We start from the raw sequence: 16,525 nt of genomic DNA, 5'->3' as shown, positions 1-16,525 counted from the left end.
AACCAACCGACGGGAAATCCATGCAACATAACTGGCCCCGGTACCTGCGCCTGATCGTCCTGTTCCTGATCGCCACCACCACCGTCGGCTTTATTTTCGGCCAGGCCCTGCTCGGGCTGCTGGCCGGCCTGCTGGGCTACCTGTGGTGGACCCTCGCCCAGGCCCGCAAGTTGCACCGCTGGCTGGCCAATCCCAGCGCCTCCGACGAAGCGCCCCAGAGTATCGGCTTGTGGGGGGACCTGTTCGACTCCCTGCACCGCCTGCACAACAACCACCTGCGCACCCAGGACCGGCTCCGGGCCCAGATCAACCGGGTTCAGGAATCCACCAACGCCATGCGTGACGGTGTCATCATGACCGACTCCCGCGGTGCCCTGGAATGGTGGAACGGCTCCGCCGAACATCTGCTGGGCTTCCGCCGCCAGTCAGACCGCGGACAGTACATCCACAACCTGATCCGGACGCCGGCGTTCAAGGCCTATTTCGACAGCCGGGACTACCGGGACCCGCTTGAACTGACCTCGCCGGCCAAGCCACACATCCACCTGCAGATCCAGATCAGCCTGTTCGGGGATGACGACCGGCTGATTGTCGCCAAGGATGTCACCCGACTACACCAGCTGGAACAGATGCGCCGGGACTTTGTCGGCAACGTTTCCCACGAGATGCGAACGCCACTGACCGTGATCAGCGGCTATCTGGAAACCATGGTCGACAACGCCGACGACCTGCCACCGAAGTGGCGCCGGGCCATCATCACCATGGCGCAGCAGTCCTCCCGCATGGAAGCCCTGATTACCGACCTGATTCTGCTGTCAAAAATCGAAACCGGCGAGCAGACCATCAACGACGCCCTCACCGATGTGAACGATCTGATCGGCCAGATCTGTCACGATGCGCAAGTTCTCAGTGGCGACAAACACCATGAATTCGAGATCGCCATCAATGACCAGCGCCTGTTGCGAGGGGATGAAAGCCAGTTACGCAGCGCCTTCTCCAACCTGATATTCAATGCCGTGAAATACACCCCGGCCGGAGGTCGCATTACCGTCAGCTGGTCTACCGACCGTGACGGTGCCCATCTTTCGGTCCGCGATACCGGCATCGGGATCGACCCTGTGCACATCCCCCGCCTCACCGAACGGTTCTACCGGGCCGACCCCAGCCGCCACCAGGAAACCGGCGGCACCGGGCTCGGCCTGGCCATCGTCAAACATGTCCTGCTGAACCACGACGGCAAGCTGGAGATCCGCAGCCACATTGGCGAAGGCAGCGAATTCATCTGCCATTTCCCGCGGGAACGGCTCGCAGAAAATCCCCTGTAATACCGGTTCCGGGCGAAACGCCGGGACCTTAAGGAATTGTCACCAATTGCCACCGCATTGGCTGTGTTCCCCACCCCGAAACAGGCTAACATGGCGGTTCAGTAACATATTCCGGATGAGAGGTGATCGTGCCGATTTCCCCCCCGCGGCGGACGTGCCGCCACAACACACTGCGTCGCAACCTGGCTACCGGACTTGGCGTCGCCGCACTGCTGTCTGCAGCGCCGGCATTCGCCGAAACCTCCGCTGACGCCGGCGCCGAATTCCAGCAATGCATCGAGCGCCTGAAAACCCGTGCCATCCGTGATGGCGTATCCGAGCAGACCGCAACCACGGTACTGGCCGGGGTGGAACATCTGGACCGGGTCATCGAGCTGGATCGCCGACAGCCGGAGTTCACCACGACGTTTGCCGATTACCTCAATCGGCGGGTCAACGAGGCCCGTATCAGCAAGGGCCGGGAACTGCTCCGGGAACACCGGGACCTGCTCAAGCGGGTAACGGCGGAGAGCGGCGTACCGCCCGCCTATCTGCTGGCCTTCTGGGGCCTGGAAACGAATTTCGGTTCCTATTTTGGCAAGATGTCAGTGCCGAGCTCCCTGGCAACCCTGGCCTGTGATGCCCGGCGCAGCGAGTTCTTTACCCAGCAGCTGGTGGCAGCACTGCGCATCATCGAAGAGGGCTCGATCAGCCCCGACCAGATGGAAGGTTCCTGGGCTGGCGCCATGGGCCATGTCCAGTTCATGCCAACCGTTTTCCTGCGCCACGCCGTGGATGGCGACAACGACGGCCGACGAGACCTGTGGAACAGCCTGCCCGACGCCCTGATGTCCGCCGGCAATTTCCTCAAGGACCTGGGCTGGAACGAGGAGTATCGCTGGGGACGGGAAGTCGTGTTGCCCGACGGCTTCAACTACGCCCTTGCTGACGGCCGCCGCCTGCCGCTGGAGGAGTGGCGGGCCCTGGGCATCACCGACGTGTTCGGCCATCCGGTCGCCAGTGCGCCGATCAAGGCCGCACTGGTGGTGCCGGCCGGGCATCGCGGCCCGGCCTTCCTGGCCTACCACAACTTCAACGTCATCATGGGCTGGAACCGCTCCGAGTTCTACGCCATTGCCGTCGGCCACCTGGCCGACCGCATTGCCGGCGCCAGCGGCCTGCACAATCCGCCGCCCACCGACGTGCCCGCATTGTCCCGCGACCAGATCATGACCCTCCAGCAGGCGCTGAATGATCGCGGCTTTGTCAGCGGCAATCCCGACGGCATCATGGGTCCGGCAACCCGCTCGGCAATCCGCGCATTCCAGGCCAGCGAACAGATGACCGCCGATGGTTATCCGGGCCAGGAACTGCTGACCAGGCTGGGCATCGGAAGCTGACATGGACTCCATTACCCAGGCTGCGCTGGGCGCCGCACTCGGAGGCGCCGTAGCCGGCAAGGTGCTGGGCCGCAAGGCCCTGATCGCCGGTGCCGTGCTTGGCACCCTGCCCGACCTGGACGTGGTGATCGATTACGGCACTGCGGTGGCCAATTTCACCCAGCACCGGGGGTTCAGCCACTCCCTGCTGGTGCTGGTTCCGCTTGCCGTGATCCTGGGGTGGCTGTTGCACCGCTGGCAACCCCGGCTGCCCTACCGACAGTGGTTGCTGCTGACCGGGCTGGTGCTGGTAACCCACCCGTTACTGGACAGCCTGACTACCTACGGCACCCAGCTGTTCTGGCCACTGGGCCGCCCGGTGGCCATCAACAGCATTTTCATTATCGACCCGCTCTATACCCTTCCGCTGCTGGTTCCGCTGTTTTACAGCCTCTGGCAACCCGGCAGGGTGCGACCACTGATCGCCGGTCTGGTACTGTCGACAGCCTATCTGGGCTGGACGCTGGTTGCCCAACAGATCATCACCAACCGAATCGACCAGGAACTGGCGGCCCGCGGTCTGGAAAACGCGCCGGCACTGATCCAGCCCATGCCCTTCACCAGCCTGTTGTGGCGCGCCACGGTGCTTGCCGGCGATCAGCGACTGGAGATCGTCACCGGTCTGTTCGACGGAGACATTCCCCTCAGTGTCGAGCGCTTCCCCCGCAACCCGTCGCTGGCCGCTGCAGCCGCCGGGCTGCCGGAAGGACAGCGCCTGCTCTGGTTTACCCGCGGGTTCCTCGCCTTCGAACAGCGGGACGGCCGGCTGCTGGCCACCGACATCCGGCTCGGCCTTCCCGGCGCCCACCCGTTCACCTTCGTATTGGCTGAGGATCAGGGTAACGGCTGGCAACCGGCGAGCAGTTACCGGCTGCCGCGGCCGGCGGTAGGCCGCCAACTGCTGACAGCGCTCTGGCAGCGCGCCAGCGGTGAAGCGCCGATCCTGTGCCTGGCCACCCTCGAAGTTCGCCCCGTTAACGAGCCCTGTTCCTGAACCATGCGCCTTGATTTCTTTGTTGCCAGCACCAGCGGCCTGTCCCGCAAGGAAGCCAAACGCGCCATCAGCGCCGGTCGGGTGCTGGTGGACAATGTCCCCTGTACCCGCGCCAACACCAGCGTTTGCGAAACCCGGAAAATCGCCCTGGACGGCACCCCGCTGGTACTGCCAGGCGCCCGCTACCTGATGCTGAACAAGCCTGCCGGTGTGGTCAGCGCCACCCGCGACGGGGAACACGCCACCGCCCTGGACCTGTTACCGGCCCAATGGCGTGCTGGCCTCCATATTGTCGGCCGGCTCGATCGGGACACCACCGGCCTGCTGCTGTTGACCGATGACGGCCAATGGTCCCACCGGGTCACCTCACCCCGCATCGAATGCCCGAAAACCTACCGGGCCTGGCTGGCCGAACCGGTGAGTCCCGCGATGCTGGAACAACTGGCAGAGGGGGTGCTGCTGAAGAATGACCCGAAACCGACCCGACCGGCGGAAGTCCGCCAGTTGGCCGAGCGGATCATCGAGCTGACCATTACCGAAGGCCGCTACCACCAGGTCAAACGGATGCTGGCGGCGGTGGGCAACCATGTGACGGGGCTGCATCGCAGCCGCATTGGCGGGATTATCCTGGATCCGGCGCTGGCCGAGGGGGACTACCGCGCACTGACCGCGGACGAGATCGCCAGCGTGGGTTAACCGGCTTCAAAACGCTGGGCCCGAAGGTTCTTGCGGACCCGTTCGGGACTGAACACCTCCCCGTTCATCGCGATGTAGACACCCGGTGCCAGCAACTGCAGCGCGGCCCAGGCAAACCCCAGGTTGAACACCGCATCGCTGCGGCGCATCCGGGCCGGCTGCATTGCCCCGAACAGCACGATGGTCTTGCCGCCAACGTCTGCCAGGGCCCGGGCCGTCTCCGCCATGGTATCGGTACCATGGGTAATCAGGATACGCTCGGCGGGACACGCCATAACGGCTCCCCGGATGACCGCCCGGTCCTCGTCGGTCATCTCCAAACTGTCCTTGCGCACCAGTTCGTCAATCCGGAAAGCGCTGGTGACGTTGGCTTCGTGCAGCAGCTCGGGAAGCAGGCTGTCGCCAATCGCGAACTCGCTGTTGGCATCGAAGTACACCTTGTCGATGGTACCGCCGGTGGTAAAAATCTGGATCATGTCTCTGGTCTCCACCCTTGTCCCGGCAACGATCAGTTGACCGCTGCGTGCTCCACGTCGGCACTCGATGCATAGGCCGCATTCCTGCGCTGCTCGTACGCCTTCGCCGCCCCGGCGACCTGGCCGCTGCTGCCGGTGGTGAGCCAGCGCTTGACCCGGCCGGCATCACCCAGCGGAGAACGGGTGCCGAACGAATCCAGCAAGACAGTCACCACCTGCTGGTCGGCCATACCGGAGACCATCACCAGGCAACGGCCGGCTTCCGACAGATAGCCGGTCTTGCTGAGCCCGACGCCCCAGCTGTCACGGTGCACCAGCACGTTGGTATTACCGTAGGCCAGGTCATAGCGCGGCTTGCGGAACCGGGCGGTAAAGTAGCCGGTGGTGGAAAACTCACCGATCTCCGGGTACTCCAGCGCGGCGTTCACCAGCCTGACCAGATCTGCGGCTGTGGCGCGGTTCAGCGGGCTCAGCCCCGTGGGATCGACAAAGGTGGTCGAGGTCATCCCCAGCTCACGGGCGGTTGCATTCATGCTGGCGACAAAGCCGTCATAGCCGCCGGGAAAATGGCGCGCCAGGGTGTAGGCGGCGAAGTTTTCCGACGACATCAGGGCAATCCGGATGATATCGCGCCGGCGCAGCTCGGACCCCTGCCGGATCCGGGTATAGGCATTATTGGGCGCTTCCCGGTGGCGGGGCAGGAACGTCAGCCATTCGTCCAGTGGCTGGCCCGACCGCAACACCACCAGCGCGGTCATCAGCTTGGTCACCGACGCTATCGGCACGACCCGGTCGGCATTCTTGTCGTAGAGCAGTTCGTCGTTACCGGCCAGTGCAACCGCCGCATTCACCGACGCCAGATGCAGGTTGGCCGGTTCCGGGGGAGCGGCCTCCGCCGCCAGTCCCGCCAGTAACAACATCAACAGGACCGTCACCGGTCCGCGCCACCTGTGTATTGTTGCCCGAGTTCGCAAAATCAGTTCCCCGTCAATCCGTTCCCCATCAAACCGCACTATCATACCAGCCCGGGGCCCGATGGCATCGCCCCGAACCTGTCCGGAACATTACAGGAAAATGCAAAATTTCTTAAAACCGGGTAAAATCCCGCGCAGATTCAGGTTGTTATGCTTAAACCCGAACGTTGCCACACGGTCCTTACGGCGCATCGGTCCGGCTGTATCCGAGAACCCATAACCAGGCTCCTGAAGAATGGACGCGATCTCCTCGCCCCTTGACCCCCTGACCGAGGCGGCCCCCCGTTCCAGCTGGCAACACCGGCTGGGCATCTGGTCACCACTGCTGCTGGTACTGCTGGCAGTAAGCTGGGGGCTGGGTATCAATCTGTATCTGGCAACGACCGGCGCGTCCATCAACGAACCCAAAACCACCCTGGCGAGCACTACCACAGGCCTGATACCGCGACAGACCGACTTCCGGATCATGGCGCTTGACGATGTTATCGCCACCCGCGCCTGGACCACCGCAGACTGGCAACCCACCCCGGAACATCGCTCCGGGCTCGGTTTCCTCGACGCCCCGGCAACCTTCCGCTTCACCCTGGACAATCCTGCGGACACGCCGCGCCGGCAACTGATCGTGGTGGCAGCGCCATTCCTCGATCACATTGCCCCGGCCGTGATTGCCGCGGATGGCAGTGTTACCCGTCTGGCGGTCATGGGTGACCGCTATCCGTTCAGCCAGCGCTTTTATGACCTGCCACACTGGATCTGGCCGGTCACCCTGCCGCCGCGATCCAGCAGTATGTTTCTGTTTGAAGTACGCACCTCAGGCTCCACGCTGTTACCCGTTGCCATTGCCGAAGGTCACTCGGTACCCGGCACCGTGACCTACACTCTGGTCTGGAAGTCATTCATCGCCGGGATCCTGGCCTTTGCCCTGGTGTTCAACCTCATCATCGTCAGTATGCTGAAGCGGCCAGGGCTCGCCTGGATCAGCGTGCTGCTGCTGGGCGTGATCCACAGCCAGCTGGTAATGGAAGGCTTTGGCCTGTGGCTGTTGTGGCCGCAATGGCCGGTCCTCAATGCGCTGATCAATATCAGCCTGCCACTGACCCTGATTGCGCTCTGCCAGTTCACCCCGCACTTCATCGACCTCGCTCGACCGCCCGCCCGGATGCTGCAGCTGTTCAGTGTCCTGGCGCTGCTGCTGATGCTCACCACGCCGTTCAACCTGCCTTTCCTTGGCCAGGGCTCGCTGCTGGTGCTGGCCATCGTTGCCGGCGGATTTATCCTCGCGGTGGTAGCGCGCCAGCTGCGCAGCCATGTCTATGCCCGCTATTACGCGCTGTCGATCCTGGCGATCTTTCTCGGCGGCCTGGCAGCCTCGCTGCGTACCGTGGGACTGCTGCCGGTGAACGGGCTCACCGATTCGGCGTTTTTCCTCGGCACCGCCATCAGCTCGGTAATCCTTACCGTCGGAGTCGGCCGCCAGTTACTGGAGGAACGGCGCCGGCGACTTGGCGCCTCGATCCGCGCCCGCCATGAGCAACAACTGAGATCCCGCATCGAAAAAGACTACGATCGCCTGCTGACCACCCACCGGGTGACCGGCATCCCCAACCGGGCCATCATGGAGGAAACGCTGCAGGGCCGGCACGACAATGACGAACCCTATGCCCTGGCGATCGTCCGCTTGCAGCGCTTCAACGAAATCGAGCAGGCCCTGGGCTATCGCGCCGCCGAGGATCTGCTGCGCATCTATCTGCGGCGACTGAACAGCTTCCTCAAGATGTACTTCGGCGACCGGCTGGTGCTGTTCAAGGGCCACGCCCTCGCCAGTATCGATGCCGGCACCCATGGTTTCGCGGTGCGCACCGCCAGCGACGGCCTGGCGGACAATCCGGCGGAGCTGTCTACGCAGTGGCAAGAGCTCATCCAGTGGCTGGGGGCAAATTTTGTGGAAGGTCGCTATACCTTCAGCTGGCAGCCTTCGATCGGCGTCGCCCGAGCCCCGGATCACGGCCGCAGCGCGGCGGACATCATATCCAGTGCGGGCTTTGCCAGCCTGAGTACCCAGCAGGCCCTTACCGTCTATGATCCGGCAGTGGCGGAAGAGCAATATCGCCAGCAGGTATTGATGCTGGACCTGGAGTCCGCCCTCGGCAACAATGAAATCCGGGTCCATTACCAGCCCAAAGTTGCCATTCGAGAGCAACGGGTGGTGGCCTGTGAAGCCCTGTTGCGCTGGCATCATCCGGAGTTCGGGCTGGTTTCCCCGGCAAGCTGGATCCCGCTTGCAGAACAGGTCGGCACCATTCACGCCGTCACCCGCTGGGTCGTCAACCAGGCCTGTCAGGACTGGGCCGCGCTGCGGGACCGCCATGGCGAGACCGTCGCCATCGCGGTAAACATCTCGGCACTGGATCTTAAACAACCGCGGTTCGATCAGGAAATTACCGCAATCCTGGCCCATCACGCAGTGCCGCCCCGGCAAATGATTCTGGAGATTACCGAAACCGCGGTCATGTCCGACATCGACCAGGCCCGGCGAATGATCCACCGCCTGAACAAGGCCGGCTTCCGCATCGCCCTCGATGATTTCGGCACCGGCCACTCCTCGCTCAGTGCACTGGCCAGCTTCGCCCTTGACGAGCTGAAGATCGATCGCAGCTTTCTGGAAGACATCATTGCCAACCCGGTACGCCAGCGTATTTTCCGTGCGGCCCTTGAGCTCGGTGAGGCGCTGGACCTGGACGTCGTAGTGGAGGGAGTGGATGACCACGCCGTCGCAACCTGGCTCCAGCAGTTTCCGGGCCTGTTTGGCCAGGGCTACTACTGGAGTCGGCCCGAAAGCATTCAGCCACCGGGCAAGGTGCAGCAACCGCTGGTTCCCGGCAACTGAAACCGGCTGGCCAGCGGAGGTGTTACCGAATCGGTAAGGCTAATCGGAATTAGTGATTTGCCTTGACGAATATCAGCCCCTAGTATGTCGCACCCTTTTAGTGCACTTGTCGGTGCACCATACAGTGCACAAACGGACCGGACGACCTGTGGGACTGAGGAACGAGCGATTACGCTGGCAACTGGCCACCGGCCTGCTGCGCACCCTTCACCTTGAGCAGCTTGCCAGCCGCTACAGCCGCAAGACGGTACTGGCAGGGTTCAGCCTGGTAAACGGCGGGCTGAGCATTGCACTGGTGTCCTTTGTCGCCCTGGTAACCCAGGAAGCCTTCATTTTCCCTTCCCTGGGTGCCACGGCCTTTATTCTGTTCTACGTGCCCCTGGCCGAACCCGCGTCTCCCCGCAACACGCTGTGCGGCCATCTGGTCGGAGCCATCATGGGCCTGCTCAGTCTCTACCTTTTCGGCTTGCAGAATCAGCCCTCGGCCTTCCAGCAGGGCATGGACCTTGCCCGGGTCGGCGCAGCGGCCCTGTCCCTCGGCATGACCGGCTGCCTGATGGTGCTGCTGCGGGTCGCCCACCCGCCGGCAGGCGCCACGGCACTGATCGTTTCGCTCGGCCTGATGCCCGACCCGGCCCAGTTACCGGTGCTGATGGCCGGGGTGTTGCTGTTACTGGCACATGCCTTCGTCATGAACCGGCTCGCGGGCATCGCCTACCCCCTCTGGTCCGCCCGCAAGCCGGTGCCCCCCGCGGCCCCCAAAACAGCAGGTTGCGCCCAGGCTCGCTAGTGACGGGCCTGCAACATAAATCATTGCGAGTGACCTGAATCAAGAGGTAGCGGCGTCCGATTTTCTAGAATCCAGAGATCGGAAATTAACCAGGCCAGCTGCCATGACACCCTTGCCCGCCAACAGCCCGACCCTAGAAGAGTACGCCGGTACCTGCCCGGAGTTCCGGCGCTGGTGTGACGGTTACGGCGTGTTCCGGCATAGCCGCGAAACCCGGCGCCAGGCCATGGCGATGGCCCGTGACCTGGTGTCCCGGGGGTGCCAGCCGGACCTTCCGACCGTGTTTGCCCATCTCGCCGCACTGGACCGGCTGGCCAGCGCAGGCCTATGGCTTGTGGTTCACATGACCTACGCCAACCGGGTGGATCCGTCAGGCGCGGAGCTGGCAGCACACGATTTCAAAACCAAGCCGGAGGGCCACACCGGGGGGGCACTCAACATGGTGCCGGCTTACGGCGCCTACCTGGTGCTCAATGCCCTGACCGGCGAAACCCGCAGCTGGCTGATGGGCCAGGGACATTGTGTTGCGGCGATCGACGCGTTGAACGTGCTCACCGGCAACCTGCATCCGGAGCAGGCGGCGCGCTACAGCACCCCGGATGGACTGTCGCGGCTGGCGTCAGATTTCTACAGCTACCGGCAGCGTCCGGATGGCGGTGTCGCAGCCCCCCTTGGCTCCCATGTCGGCCCCCACACCGCCGGCGGCGTCCTGGAGGGAGGCTACCTCGGCTTTGCCGAGCTGCAATACGCCCACATGCCCCTGCCCGGCGAATCCCTGGTGGCCTTCCTGTCTGACGGTGCCGCCGAGGAGCAGCGCGGCAGTGACTGGGTGCCACGCTGGTGGCGGGCCGAAGATACCGGCGACGTGCTCCCGGTGATGATTGCCAATGGCCGGCGCATCGAGCAGCGCACCGAACTTGGCACCCGTGCCGGGCTTGAACGCTTTGGCCAGCATCTGGAGCACCGCGGCTTTGCACCGCTTCGCTTCGATGGCCGCGACCCGGCAGCCTTTGTCTGTGCCCTGTATCACATGCAACAACAGCTACAGCAGCAGCGACGGCAACTGGCAACTGGCGCCCTGAACTATCCCGCCAGGATCCCTTATGGCATCGCCGAGACCGAAAAGGGATTCGGCTTCTACGGCGCCGGCACCAATGCCGCCCACAACCTGCCGTTGCCCGGCAACCCACGCCTCGATAGCCGCGCCCGGGAACTGTTCAACAGCCACGTCCGCCAGCTCTGGGTCGACCCGGCCGAACTGGCCGGCGCCACCGCCCTGCTGTGCCGCCACGGCGCCCAGCAACGACCGCTGGAACGGGATCATCCGCTGGCTGTCCGCGCCCCGCAAAGCCCGGTGATACCGGAGATCGCCGCCGCAACCGGCGCCCGTTCACCAATGGCCGCCATCGACGACTTCTTCCAGGCCCTGGTCCTCGCCAATCCGCAACTGCGCCCCCGCGTCGGCAATCCGGACGAACTCGCCAGCAACCGCCTCAGCGGAATCCTCGCAGCCCTGAAACACCGGGTGACCGATCCCGAGAACGACCAGGAGTCGGTCCACGGCCAGATTATCACCGCCCTCAACGAAGAAGCGGTGGTGTCCGCCTGCCTTGCCAACAAGGCCGGGCTAAACCTGGTGGCCAGTTACGAAGCCTTCTGCGTCAAGATGCTTGGCGCCATTCGTCAGGAACTGATTTTTGCCCGGCACCAGAAAATGGCCGGACGCCCGCCCCGGTGGCTCGGCTTCCCGGTGGTGGCCAGCTCCCATACCTGGGAAAACGGCAAGAACGAACAGTCCCATCAGGACCCGACATTCTGCGAAAGCCTGCTGGCGGAGATGAACGATGGTGTCCGGGTGTTGTTTCCGGCCGATTACAACAGCACCCTGGCGGTGCTACCGGAAATTTACCAGGCCCGGGGGGAGCTGGCCTGTATGGTGGTGCCGAAGCGGCAACGGCCCTGCGTCTTCACGCCGGATGAAGCCCGCCTGCTGGCGCAGCAGGGCGCATTCATCATGGACGAGGACACGTCACCGGGCGAACCCTTGTTGCTGATCGCCAATGGTGCCTATCAGCTCTCGGAGCTGATCCGCGCCTGCGAACGGCTGCGTGACACCGGCACGCCGTTTCGCCTGGTTTACCTGCAGGAGCCTGGCAAATTCCGCCAGCCCCGCGATTCGATGGAAGCGGACCGTTGCCTGTCCGAGTTCGAACGGGAACGCCTGCTGCCATCACGCATGCGCCACCGGGTGGCGCTCACCCACATGCGCCCCGAGGTGCTGCGGGGGCACCTGTGGCCACTGTTCCCGGAAGCGGGTCGCTCACGGGTCCTGGGTTACATAAACCACGGCGGCACTCTCGATGAAGCCGGAATGCTGTTCGCCAATGGCTGCTCATGGGCTCACGCCCTTGCGGCCTGCGCCGATATCTGCGACCGCCCGGCCGAGGACTGGCTGAGCGGCCCGGAACTGGCGGCCCTGGCGGGCCAGGGCAACCCGGAAATCATCACCCGGGCTCTGCCCTGAAGCGGGTATGCAGGCCGGTCAGCCGGAGATGAACACCGGGCCAAAACCCGAGTTCCAGAGGATGACCGAGCCCACCCGGGTCGATACCAGAATCACCAGGGCGACCGTGAGCAGGGCTCCGCCGTACATGATGGCGCGCTCCTTCGGTATCCCCATCACGATCGGCAGACCATCATACATCAGCCACGCGCCGTAACAGGCTGCGGCCAGGAAAACCAGCGCGTTGAACCAGGGCACCGGATACAGCAGGGCAAATCCGGCCAGGAACAGCGGCGTACAAGAATAAGCCGCCAGCGCAATGCCATTGGCCGCATTCGGCTCTTCGTGGGCACCGTAGGTTTTGGCCATCCAGTTGATGGCATAGCCGAGGGCAAACACACCCACCAGAATCGCCAGGTAGGTGAGGACGCTGAGCTGCATGGCACTGATTTCAGTCAGCTTGATCAGACGCTCGTTACCGACAGTCCAGCCGAGGTGAGCCGTGGCAATATAGGCACAGACAGGCCCGATCGCGGCCAGCAGGAGAACGTAGGCCACATAGACGCGACGAGGTGTTTCGTGTTCCTTCCGGATGGACGCCCACTCGGCATCGGGATGGGTAAACAGACCAAACGCATGAGACAGGAGCATAACCTAACCCTCTTGCTATTGTTGTCATCTGAATCTACGTCTGGCTCTGTGCGACAGATCAAGACAGACGTCACCCTTGACTATAGTCAATAATCCGGAAATCCGCACAGCGGCAGGAAGCCGGCCGGGCACCCTCCAGGACACTCCCCAGGGCATCCCGGCCAGAAGTAATCAGCGAGGCAGGTCAGGCGTTACGGGGGTCGGTGGCGGCAACGAATGGCTGGTCACGAAAATGGTCGCGGAAACTCAACAGGCTTTCGACGCCCTCGAAGCTCACCAGGTCCCGGAAATCCAGCCAGTCCACCAGACAATAGAGGCAGATCGCCGGATAGTTCCATTGTTCAAACTGGCCATCATCTACCAACGCTGCCAGCGTGCGCAGGGTCGTCATGATCCGCTCCCGCTGCAGGTTGTAGAACATGGCATCCTGCTCGATGTCCAGCCCGGAGCGCTTGGACAGCAGCAGGGTGACACAGGAGTCGTTAGCCGCATCGATCAGCGTTAACTGATTCTCCTGGTCCCAGGTCAGGGGGTCCCGGCCCTGCCGGGCACTTATATAACGCCCGATGATCCGCGAATCGAAGATCTCGCGGCCTTCATCAATCAGCATGGGGATCTTCAGCGCCGGATTGTGCCGTCGAAGCTCATCCCGGCCTTCGCCATAGATATCAAGATTGACAAACTCGTAGGGCTCTTCATCCAGCAGGATACGGATGCGGCGGACGTAGGGTGAGGTTGTTGAGCCGATCAGCTTCATGTTCGTGTACTTCTCCGATTCAGTAACGAAAGGTCACCCGAGCAACGTTTCGGGCGCCACGTAGTGGTATCCACGCGCCTCGGCAACTTCGCGATACGTTACCTTGCCCTGGTAGACATTCAATCCGTTGCGCAGGTGCGGATCCTCCCGCAGGGCTTCCACCGGTCCCCGGTCCGCCAGCCTGATAATGTAGGGCAGGGTCACGTTACTCAGGGCCAGGGTCGAGGTCCTGGCCACCGCGCCGGGCATATTGGCCACGCAGTAATGTACCACGCCTTCCGCCAAAAATGTCGGATCGGCATGGGTGGTGGGCCGGGAGGTTTCGACACAGCCGCCCTGATCAATGGCGACGTCCACAATGACGCTGCCCGCCGGCATCCGCCTGACCATGTCGCGGGTAACCAGTTTGGGGGTTGCGGCGCCCGGGATCAGCACCGCACCCACCACCAGGTCCGCCTCGGTGACCGCCTGGTCCAAGCCGTGCGCTGTGGAGAACAGGGTCGTGATCCGGTTACCGTAACGATGGTCGAGCCGCCGCAGGGCATCGACGCTGCGGTCCAGCACCGTCACCCGGGCCCCCAGCCCTACCGCCATCGCAATGGCGTTCTCGCCAACCACGCCCCCGCCGATGACCGTGACCCGGCCACCGGGAACGCCGGGGACGCCACCGAGCAGCACGCCCCGGCCACCCATCGACTTCTCGAGACACCAGGCCCCGGCCTGCACCGCCATCCGGCCGGCAACCTCTGACATTGGCGCCAGCAGCGGCAACCGGCCGTGACTGTCGGTAACCGTCTCATAGGCGATGCAGGTTGCACCGGAGTTCACCAGGTCGTCGGTCTGGGCCTGGTCCGGAGCCAGGTGGAGGTAGGTAAACAGGGTATGGTCAGGGGTCAGCCAGGCCCTCTCCGTAGCTTGCAGTTCCTTGACCTTGACGATGAGGCTGGCTGCATCAAACACCGCCTGCGCGGAGTCCAGCAACTGTGCGCCCGCCGCCGCATAGTCGCAGTCGGTAAAGCCGATGGCCTCACCCGCCCCGGTCTCTACAAATACCTCGTGGCCATGCCCGGTCAGCTCATGAACCGCCGCCGGGGTCATCCCGACCCGATACTCATGATTCTTCACCTCTTTCGGCGTTCCGATCTTCATAGGCATCCCCTGTTCTGATGTGAGAAACTTCTGAAAGTGTAGTAAAAGTGAGTGACTTCACCCGGGTACCCAAACCCATCGGGTGAGGCTTTTGGTTCGTAAACGCAAGGATTCCCCCCTGCCGCCGGTCGGCAGGATTCAACCACAAGGAGCGCAACCGTTATGACCAGACTGACCCTGTCCACCTGCTGCATGGCCCTTACCCTGGCCGCTGCAAGCACATCCGCCATCGCCGAATTACAGACCAAAACCGTGGAATACCAGGTCGATGGTACGTCGTTCACCGGCTACCTGGCCTGGGATGATGAATTCACCGGCAAGCGCCCGGGAGTATTGGTCGTTCATGAGTGGTGGGGCCACAACGAGTTTGCCCGCAACCAGGCTGAACGGCTGGCTGGCGAGGGCTATACCGCCTTTGCCCTGGACATGTATGGCAGCGGAACACTGGCAGACCACCCCGATGATGCCCAAAAGTTCATGCAGGCGGCGTCCAGTGATATGGACGTGGTCCGGGCCCGCTTTATGGCTGCCAAAACGCTGCTGCAGCAACACGAAACTGTCGACGCCAGCAAGATTGCCGCCCAGGGCTATTGCTTCGGTGGAGCGGTGGTGCTGAATATGGCCCGACTGGGGGTCGACCTCGATGGCGTGGTCAGCTTCCACGGTGCCCTCGGCAGCCCGATCAAAGCCGAGGCGGGCAAGGTTATCCCGCGGGTGCAGGTTTACACCGGCGGGGCCGACAAAATGGTGCCTTCCGAACAGGTTGCCGCCCTCGCCAGGGAAATGCAGGATGCCTCGGTCGACCTGACCCTGGTGAGCTTCCCGGGGGTACTGCATTCCTTCACCAACCCCGGCGCCGACAAGGTTGCTGAAGAGTTCGGCATGCCCATTGGCTATGACGCTGCAGCTGCCGAACGCTCATGGAACGGCACCATGGCGTTTTACCGCGAAATCTTTGCGGACTGACCCGCGACAAAAACCCACAAAAAAAAGCAGCCGAAGCTGCCTTTTTTCATGTTCTTGACCAGTCCTGAATAAGGTTTACACCTTCCCACTTGAGAATATGGAGGGTGTTATGAATACGAAGAGGCGGAGGAGTCAGCGAGATTATTCCCTGGCCTTTAAATTGGCGGTGGTGGGCCAGGTTGAAAAGGGCGAAATGACTTACAAACAAGCCCAGGAGCGATACGGTATCCAAGGGCGCTCGACGGTGCTAACGTGGTTACGTAAGCATGGTCAACAGGACTGGAGCCCGATGGCCTTGCTTTTCGTTCGCAAGGGGGCTGCGATGGCCAAACCGGATCTTCCACTGACACCCGAGCAGCGCATCAAAGAGTTGGAGCAGCAGCTAGATGAAGCCAGCCAGAAAGCTCAGTTCTTTGAATCCGTTGTGGATGTGCTGCAAAAGGACTATGGCTGTCGCGTTGTAAAAAAGCGGTCCGGCAAGTCCTCGCACAAAAGCGGATCGAAGGCCTGAGCGTTACTCGGGCTTGCCGATATCTAGGTTTCTCCCGTCAGGCGTATTACCAGCACTTCAAAGCTGATGCGGTTCGTCAGGCTCACGATCGCCTGGTGTTGGACTTTGTACGAGAAGAGCGCCTGCACCAGCCTCGTCTGGGAACCCGCAAGCTGCACTCGCTACTGAAACCGAAGGCCCATTTGCGCATGGGCCGGGACCGACTATTTAATCTCCTGAGAGCCCACCGACAACTGGTTCCCCGCAAGCGGGCTTATCATAAGACCACGCACAGCCATCACCACTTTCGCTGCCATCCTAACCTGCTGAAAGCAGGACCTCAGCAGGTCGTGCCAGGCGCGCCCGAGCAGCTCTGGGTGGCAGATATTACCTATTGTGTGCCCGGAGTCCAGGGCGAGCATGGAAGCTCAAATGGACCACGAGTCTAT

General features: G+C 62.8%; 13 protein-coding genes and 1 pseudogene. 9 read left to right on the top strand and 5 right to left on the bottom strand.

What is annotated here, in order from left to right; genetic code table 11:
* Positions 1 to 20: 20 nt before the first annotated feature.
* The 4 genes from phoR (at position 21) to CLH61_RS14255 (ending at position 4,433) form a co-directional block, all read left to right on the top strand.
* Positions 21 to 1,325, top strand: coding sequence for a phosphate regulon sensor histidine kinase PhoR (gene phoR, locus CLH61_RS14270; protein WP_099615436.1), 1,305 nt, complete (start codon positions 21 to 23; stop codon positions 1,323 to 1,325).
* Between the two features lie 128 nt (positions 1,326 to 1,453).
* Positions 1,454 to 2,704 carry a lytic murein transglycosylase gene (locus tag CLH61_RS14265; protein ID WP_407657588.1) on the top strand — a complete coding sequence of 417 codons (1,251 nt, stop codon included), beginning with the start codon at positions 1,454 to 1,456 and terminating at the stop codon, positions 2,702 to 2,704.
* 1 nt (position 2,705) lies between these two features.
* Positions 2,706 to 3,737: a metal-dependent hydrolase gene (locus CLH61_RS14260; protein ID WP_099615435.1), complete on the top strand. Its 1,032-nt coding sequence runs from the start codon at positions 2,706 to 2,708 to the stop codon at positions 3,735 to 3,737.
* Between the two features lie 3 nt (positions 3,738 to 3,740).
* Complete coding sequence (locus tag CLH61_RS14255) at positions 3,741 to 4,433, top strand: pseudouridine synthase (RefSeq protein WP_099615434.1); 693 nt, start codon at positions 3,741 to 3,743, stop codon at positions 4,431 to 4,433.
* Here the strand turns inward: CLH61_RS14255 and CLH61_RS14250 are convergent.
* Positions 4,430 to 4,909 (bottom strand): asparaginase domain-containing protein, encoded by a 480-nt coding sequence (locus CLH61_RS14250; RefSeq protein ID WP_099615433.1) that lies wholly within the window; start codon positions 4,907 to 4,909, stop codon positions 4,430 to 4,432. The two genes, CLH61_RS14255 and CLH61_RS14250, sit on opposite strands and share 4 nt — an antisense overlap.
* Before the next feature lie 32 nt (positions 4,910 to 4,941).
* Positions 4,942 to 5,844, bottom strand: coding sequence for a D-alanyl-D-alanine endopeptidase (pbpG, locus tag CLH61_RS14245; RefSeq protein ID WP_228152653.1), 903 nt, complete (start codon positions 5,842 to 5,844; stop codon positions 4,942 to 4,944).
* A gap of 274 nt (positions 5,845 to 6,118) precedes the next feature.
* On the opposite strand from pbpG, the gene CLH61_RS14240 reads away from it, so the two are divergent.
* The 3 genes from CLH61_RS14240 to CLH61_RS14230 all read left to right on the top strand — a co-directional run bounded on the left by CLH61_RS14240 (position 6,119) and on the right by CLH61_RS14230 (position 12,084).
* Complete coding sequence (locus CLH61_RS14240; RefSeq protein ID WP_099615432.1) at positions 6,119 to 8,770, top strand: EAL domain-containing protein; 2,652 nt, start codon at positions 6,119 to 6,121, stop codon at positions 8,768 to 8,770.
* A gap of 148 nt (positions 8,771 to 8,918) precedes the next feature.
* Positions 8,919 to 9,560, top strand: coding sequence for an HPP family protein (locus CLH61_RS14235; protein WP_099615431.1), 642 nt, complete (start codon positions 8,919 to 8,921; stop codon positions 9,558 to 9,560).
* Between the two features lie 103 nt (positions 9,561 to 9,663).
* Positions 9,664 to 12,084: a phosphoketolase family protein gene (locus tag CLH61_RS14230; protein ID WP_099615430.1), complete on the top strand. Its 2,421-nt coding sequence runs from the start codon at positions 9,664 to 9,666 to the stop codon at positions 12,082 to 12,084.
* A gap of 18 nt (positions 12,085 to 12,102) precedes the next feature.
* Here the strand turns inward: CLH61_RS14230 and CLH61_RS14225 are convergent, their stop codons facing one another.
* The 3 genes from CLH61_RS14225 to ald all read right to left on the bottom strand — a co-directional run bounded on the left by CLH61_RS14225 (position 12,103) and on the right by ald (position 14,620).
* Positions 12,103 to 12,714, bottom strand: coding sequence for a Yip1 family protein (locus CLH61_RS14225; protein WP_099615429.1), 612 nt, complete (start codon positions 12,712 to 12,714; stop codon positions 12,103 to 12,105).
* 184 nt (positions 12,715 to 12,898) lie between these two features.
* On the bottom strand, positions 12,899 to 13,471 hold the full coding sequence (locus CLH61_RS14220; protein WP_099615428.1) for a glutathione S-transferase family protein: 573 nt from the start codon (positions 13,469 to 13,471) through the stop codon (positions 12,899 to 12,901).
* 33 nt (positions 13,472 to 13,504) lie between these two features.
* Entirely contained in the window at positions 13,505 to 14,620 is a 1,116-nt protein-coding gene (gene ald, locus CLH61_RS14215; RefSeq protein ID WP_099615427.1) for an alanine dehydrogenase, read from the bottom strand.
* A 162-nt stretch (positions 14,621 to 14,782) separates the two neighbouring features.
* On the opposite strand from ald, the gene CLH61_RS14210 reads away from it, so the two are divergent.
* Positions 14,783 to 15,586, top strand: a complete 804-nt coding sequence (locus CLH61_RS14210; RefSeq protein ID WP_099615426.1) for a dienelactone hydrolase family protein — start codon at positions 14,783 to 14,785, stop codon at positions 15,584 to 15,586.
* Between the two features lie 109 nt (positions 15,587 to 15,695).
* Positions 15,696 to 16,525, top strand: a pseudogene (locus CLH61_RS18580) (IS3 family transposase); the annotation flags it as partial.

This window comes from Marinobacter profundi (genome assembly GCF_002744715.1).
Classification (GTDB): domain Bacteria; phylum Pseudomonadota; class Gammaproteobacteria; order Pseudomonadales; family Oleiphilaceae; genus Marinobacter; species Marinobacter profundi.
The sequence above is the reverse complement of the archived record's forward strand: the minus strand, read 5'-3'. Positions and strand labels throughout refer to the sequence as shown.

Excerpts from the sequence above, each read along its gene's own strand:
- phoR (WP_099615436.1), top strand. The coding sequence starts at position 21 with ATGCAACATAACTGGCCCCGGTACCTGCGCCTGATCGTCCTGTTCCTG.
- CLH61_RS14260 (WP_099615435.1), top strand. The coding sequence starts at position 2,706 with ATGGACTCCATTACCCAGGCTGCGCTGGGCGCCGCACTCGGAGGCGCC.
- CLH61_RS14255 (WP_099615434.1), top strand. The coding sequence starts at position 3,741 with ATGCGCCTTGATTTCTTTGTTGCCAGCACCAGCGGCCTGTCCCGCAAG.
- CLH61_RS14250 (WP_099615433.1), bottom strand. The coding sequence starts at position 4,909 with ATGATCCAGATTTTTACCACCGGCGGTACCATCGACAAGGTGTACTTC.
- CLH61_RS14240 (WP_099615432.1), top strand. The coding sequence starts at position 6,119 with ATGGACGCGATCTCCTCGCCCCTTGACCCCCTGACCGAGGCGGCCCCC.
- CLH61_RS14230 (WP_099615430.1), top strand. The coding sequence starts at position 9,664 with ATGACACCCTTGCCCGCCAACAGCCCGACCCTAGAAGAGTACGCCGGT.
- CLH61_RS14225 (WP_099615429.1), bottom strand. The coding sequence starts at position 12,714 with ATGCTCCTGTCTCATGCGTTTGGTCTGTTTACCCATCCCGATGCCGAG.
- CLH61_RS14220 (WP_099615428.1), bottom strand. The coding sequence starts at position 13,471 with ATGAAGCTGATCGGCTCAACAACCTCACCCTACGTCCGCCGCATCCGT.
- ald (WP_099615427.1), bottom strand. The coding sequence starts at position 14,620 with ATGAAGATCGGAACGCCGAAAGAGGTGAAGAATCATGAGTATCGGGTC.
- CLH61_RS14210 (WP_099615426.1), top strand. The coding sequence starts at position 14,783 with ATGACCAGACTGACCCTGTCCACCTGCTGCATGGCCCTTACCCTGGCC.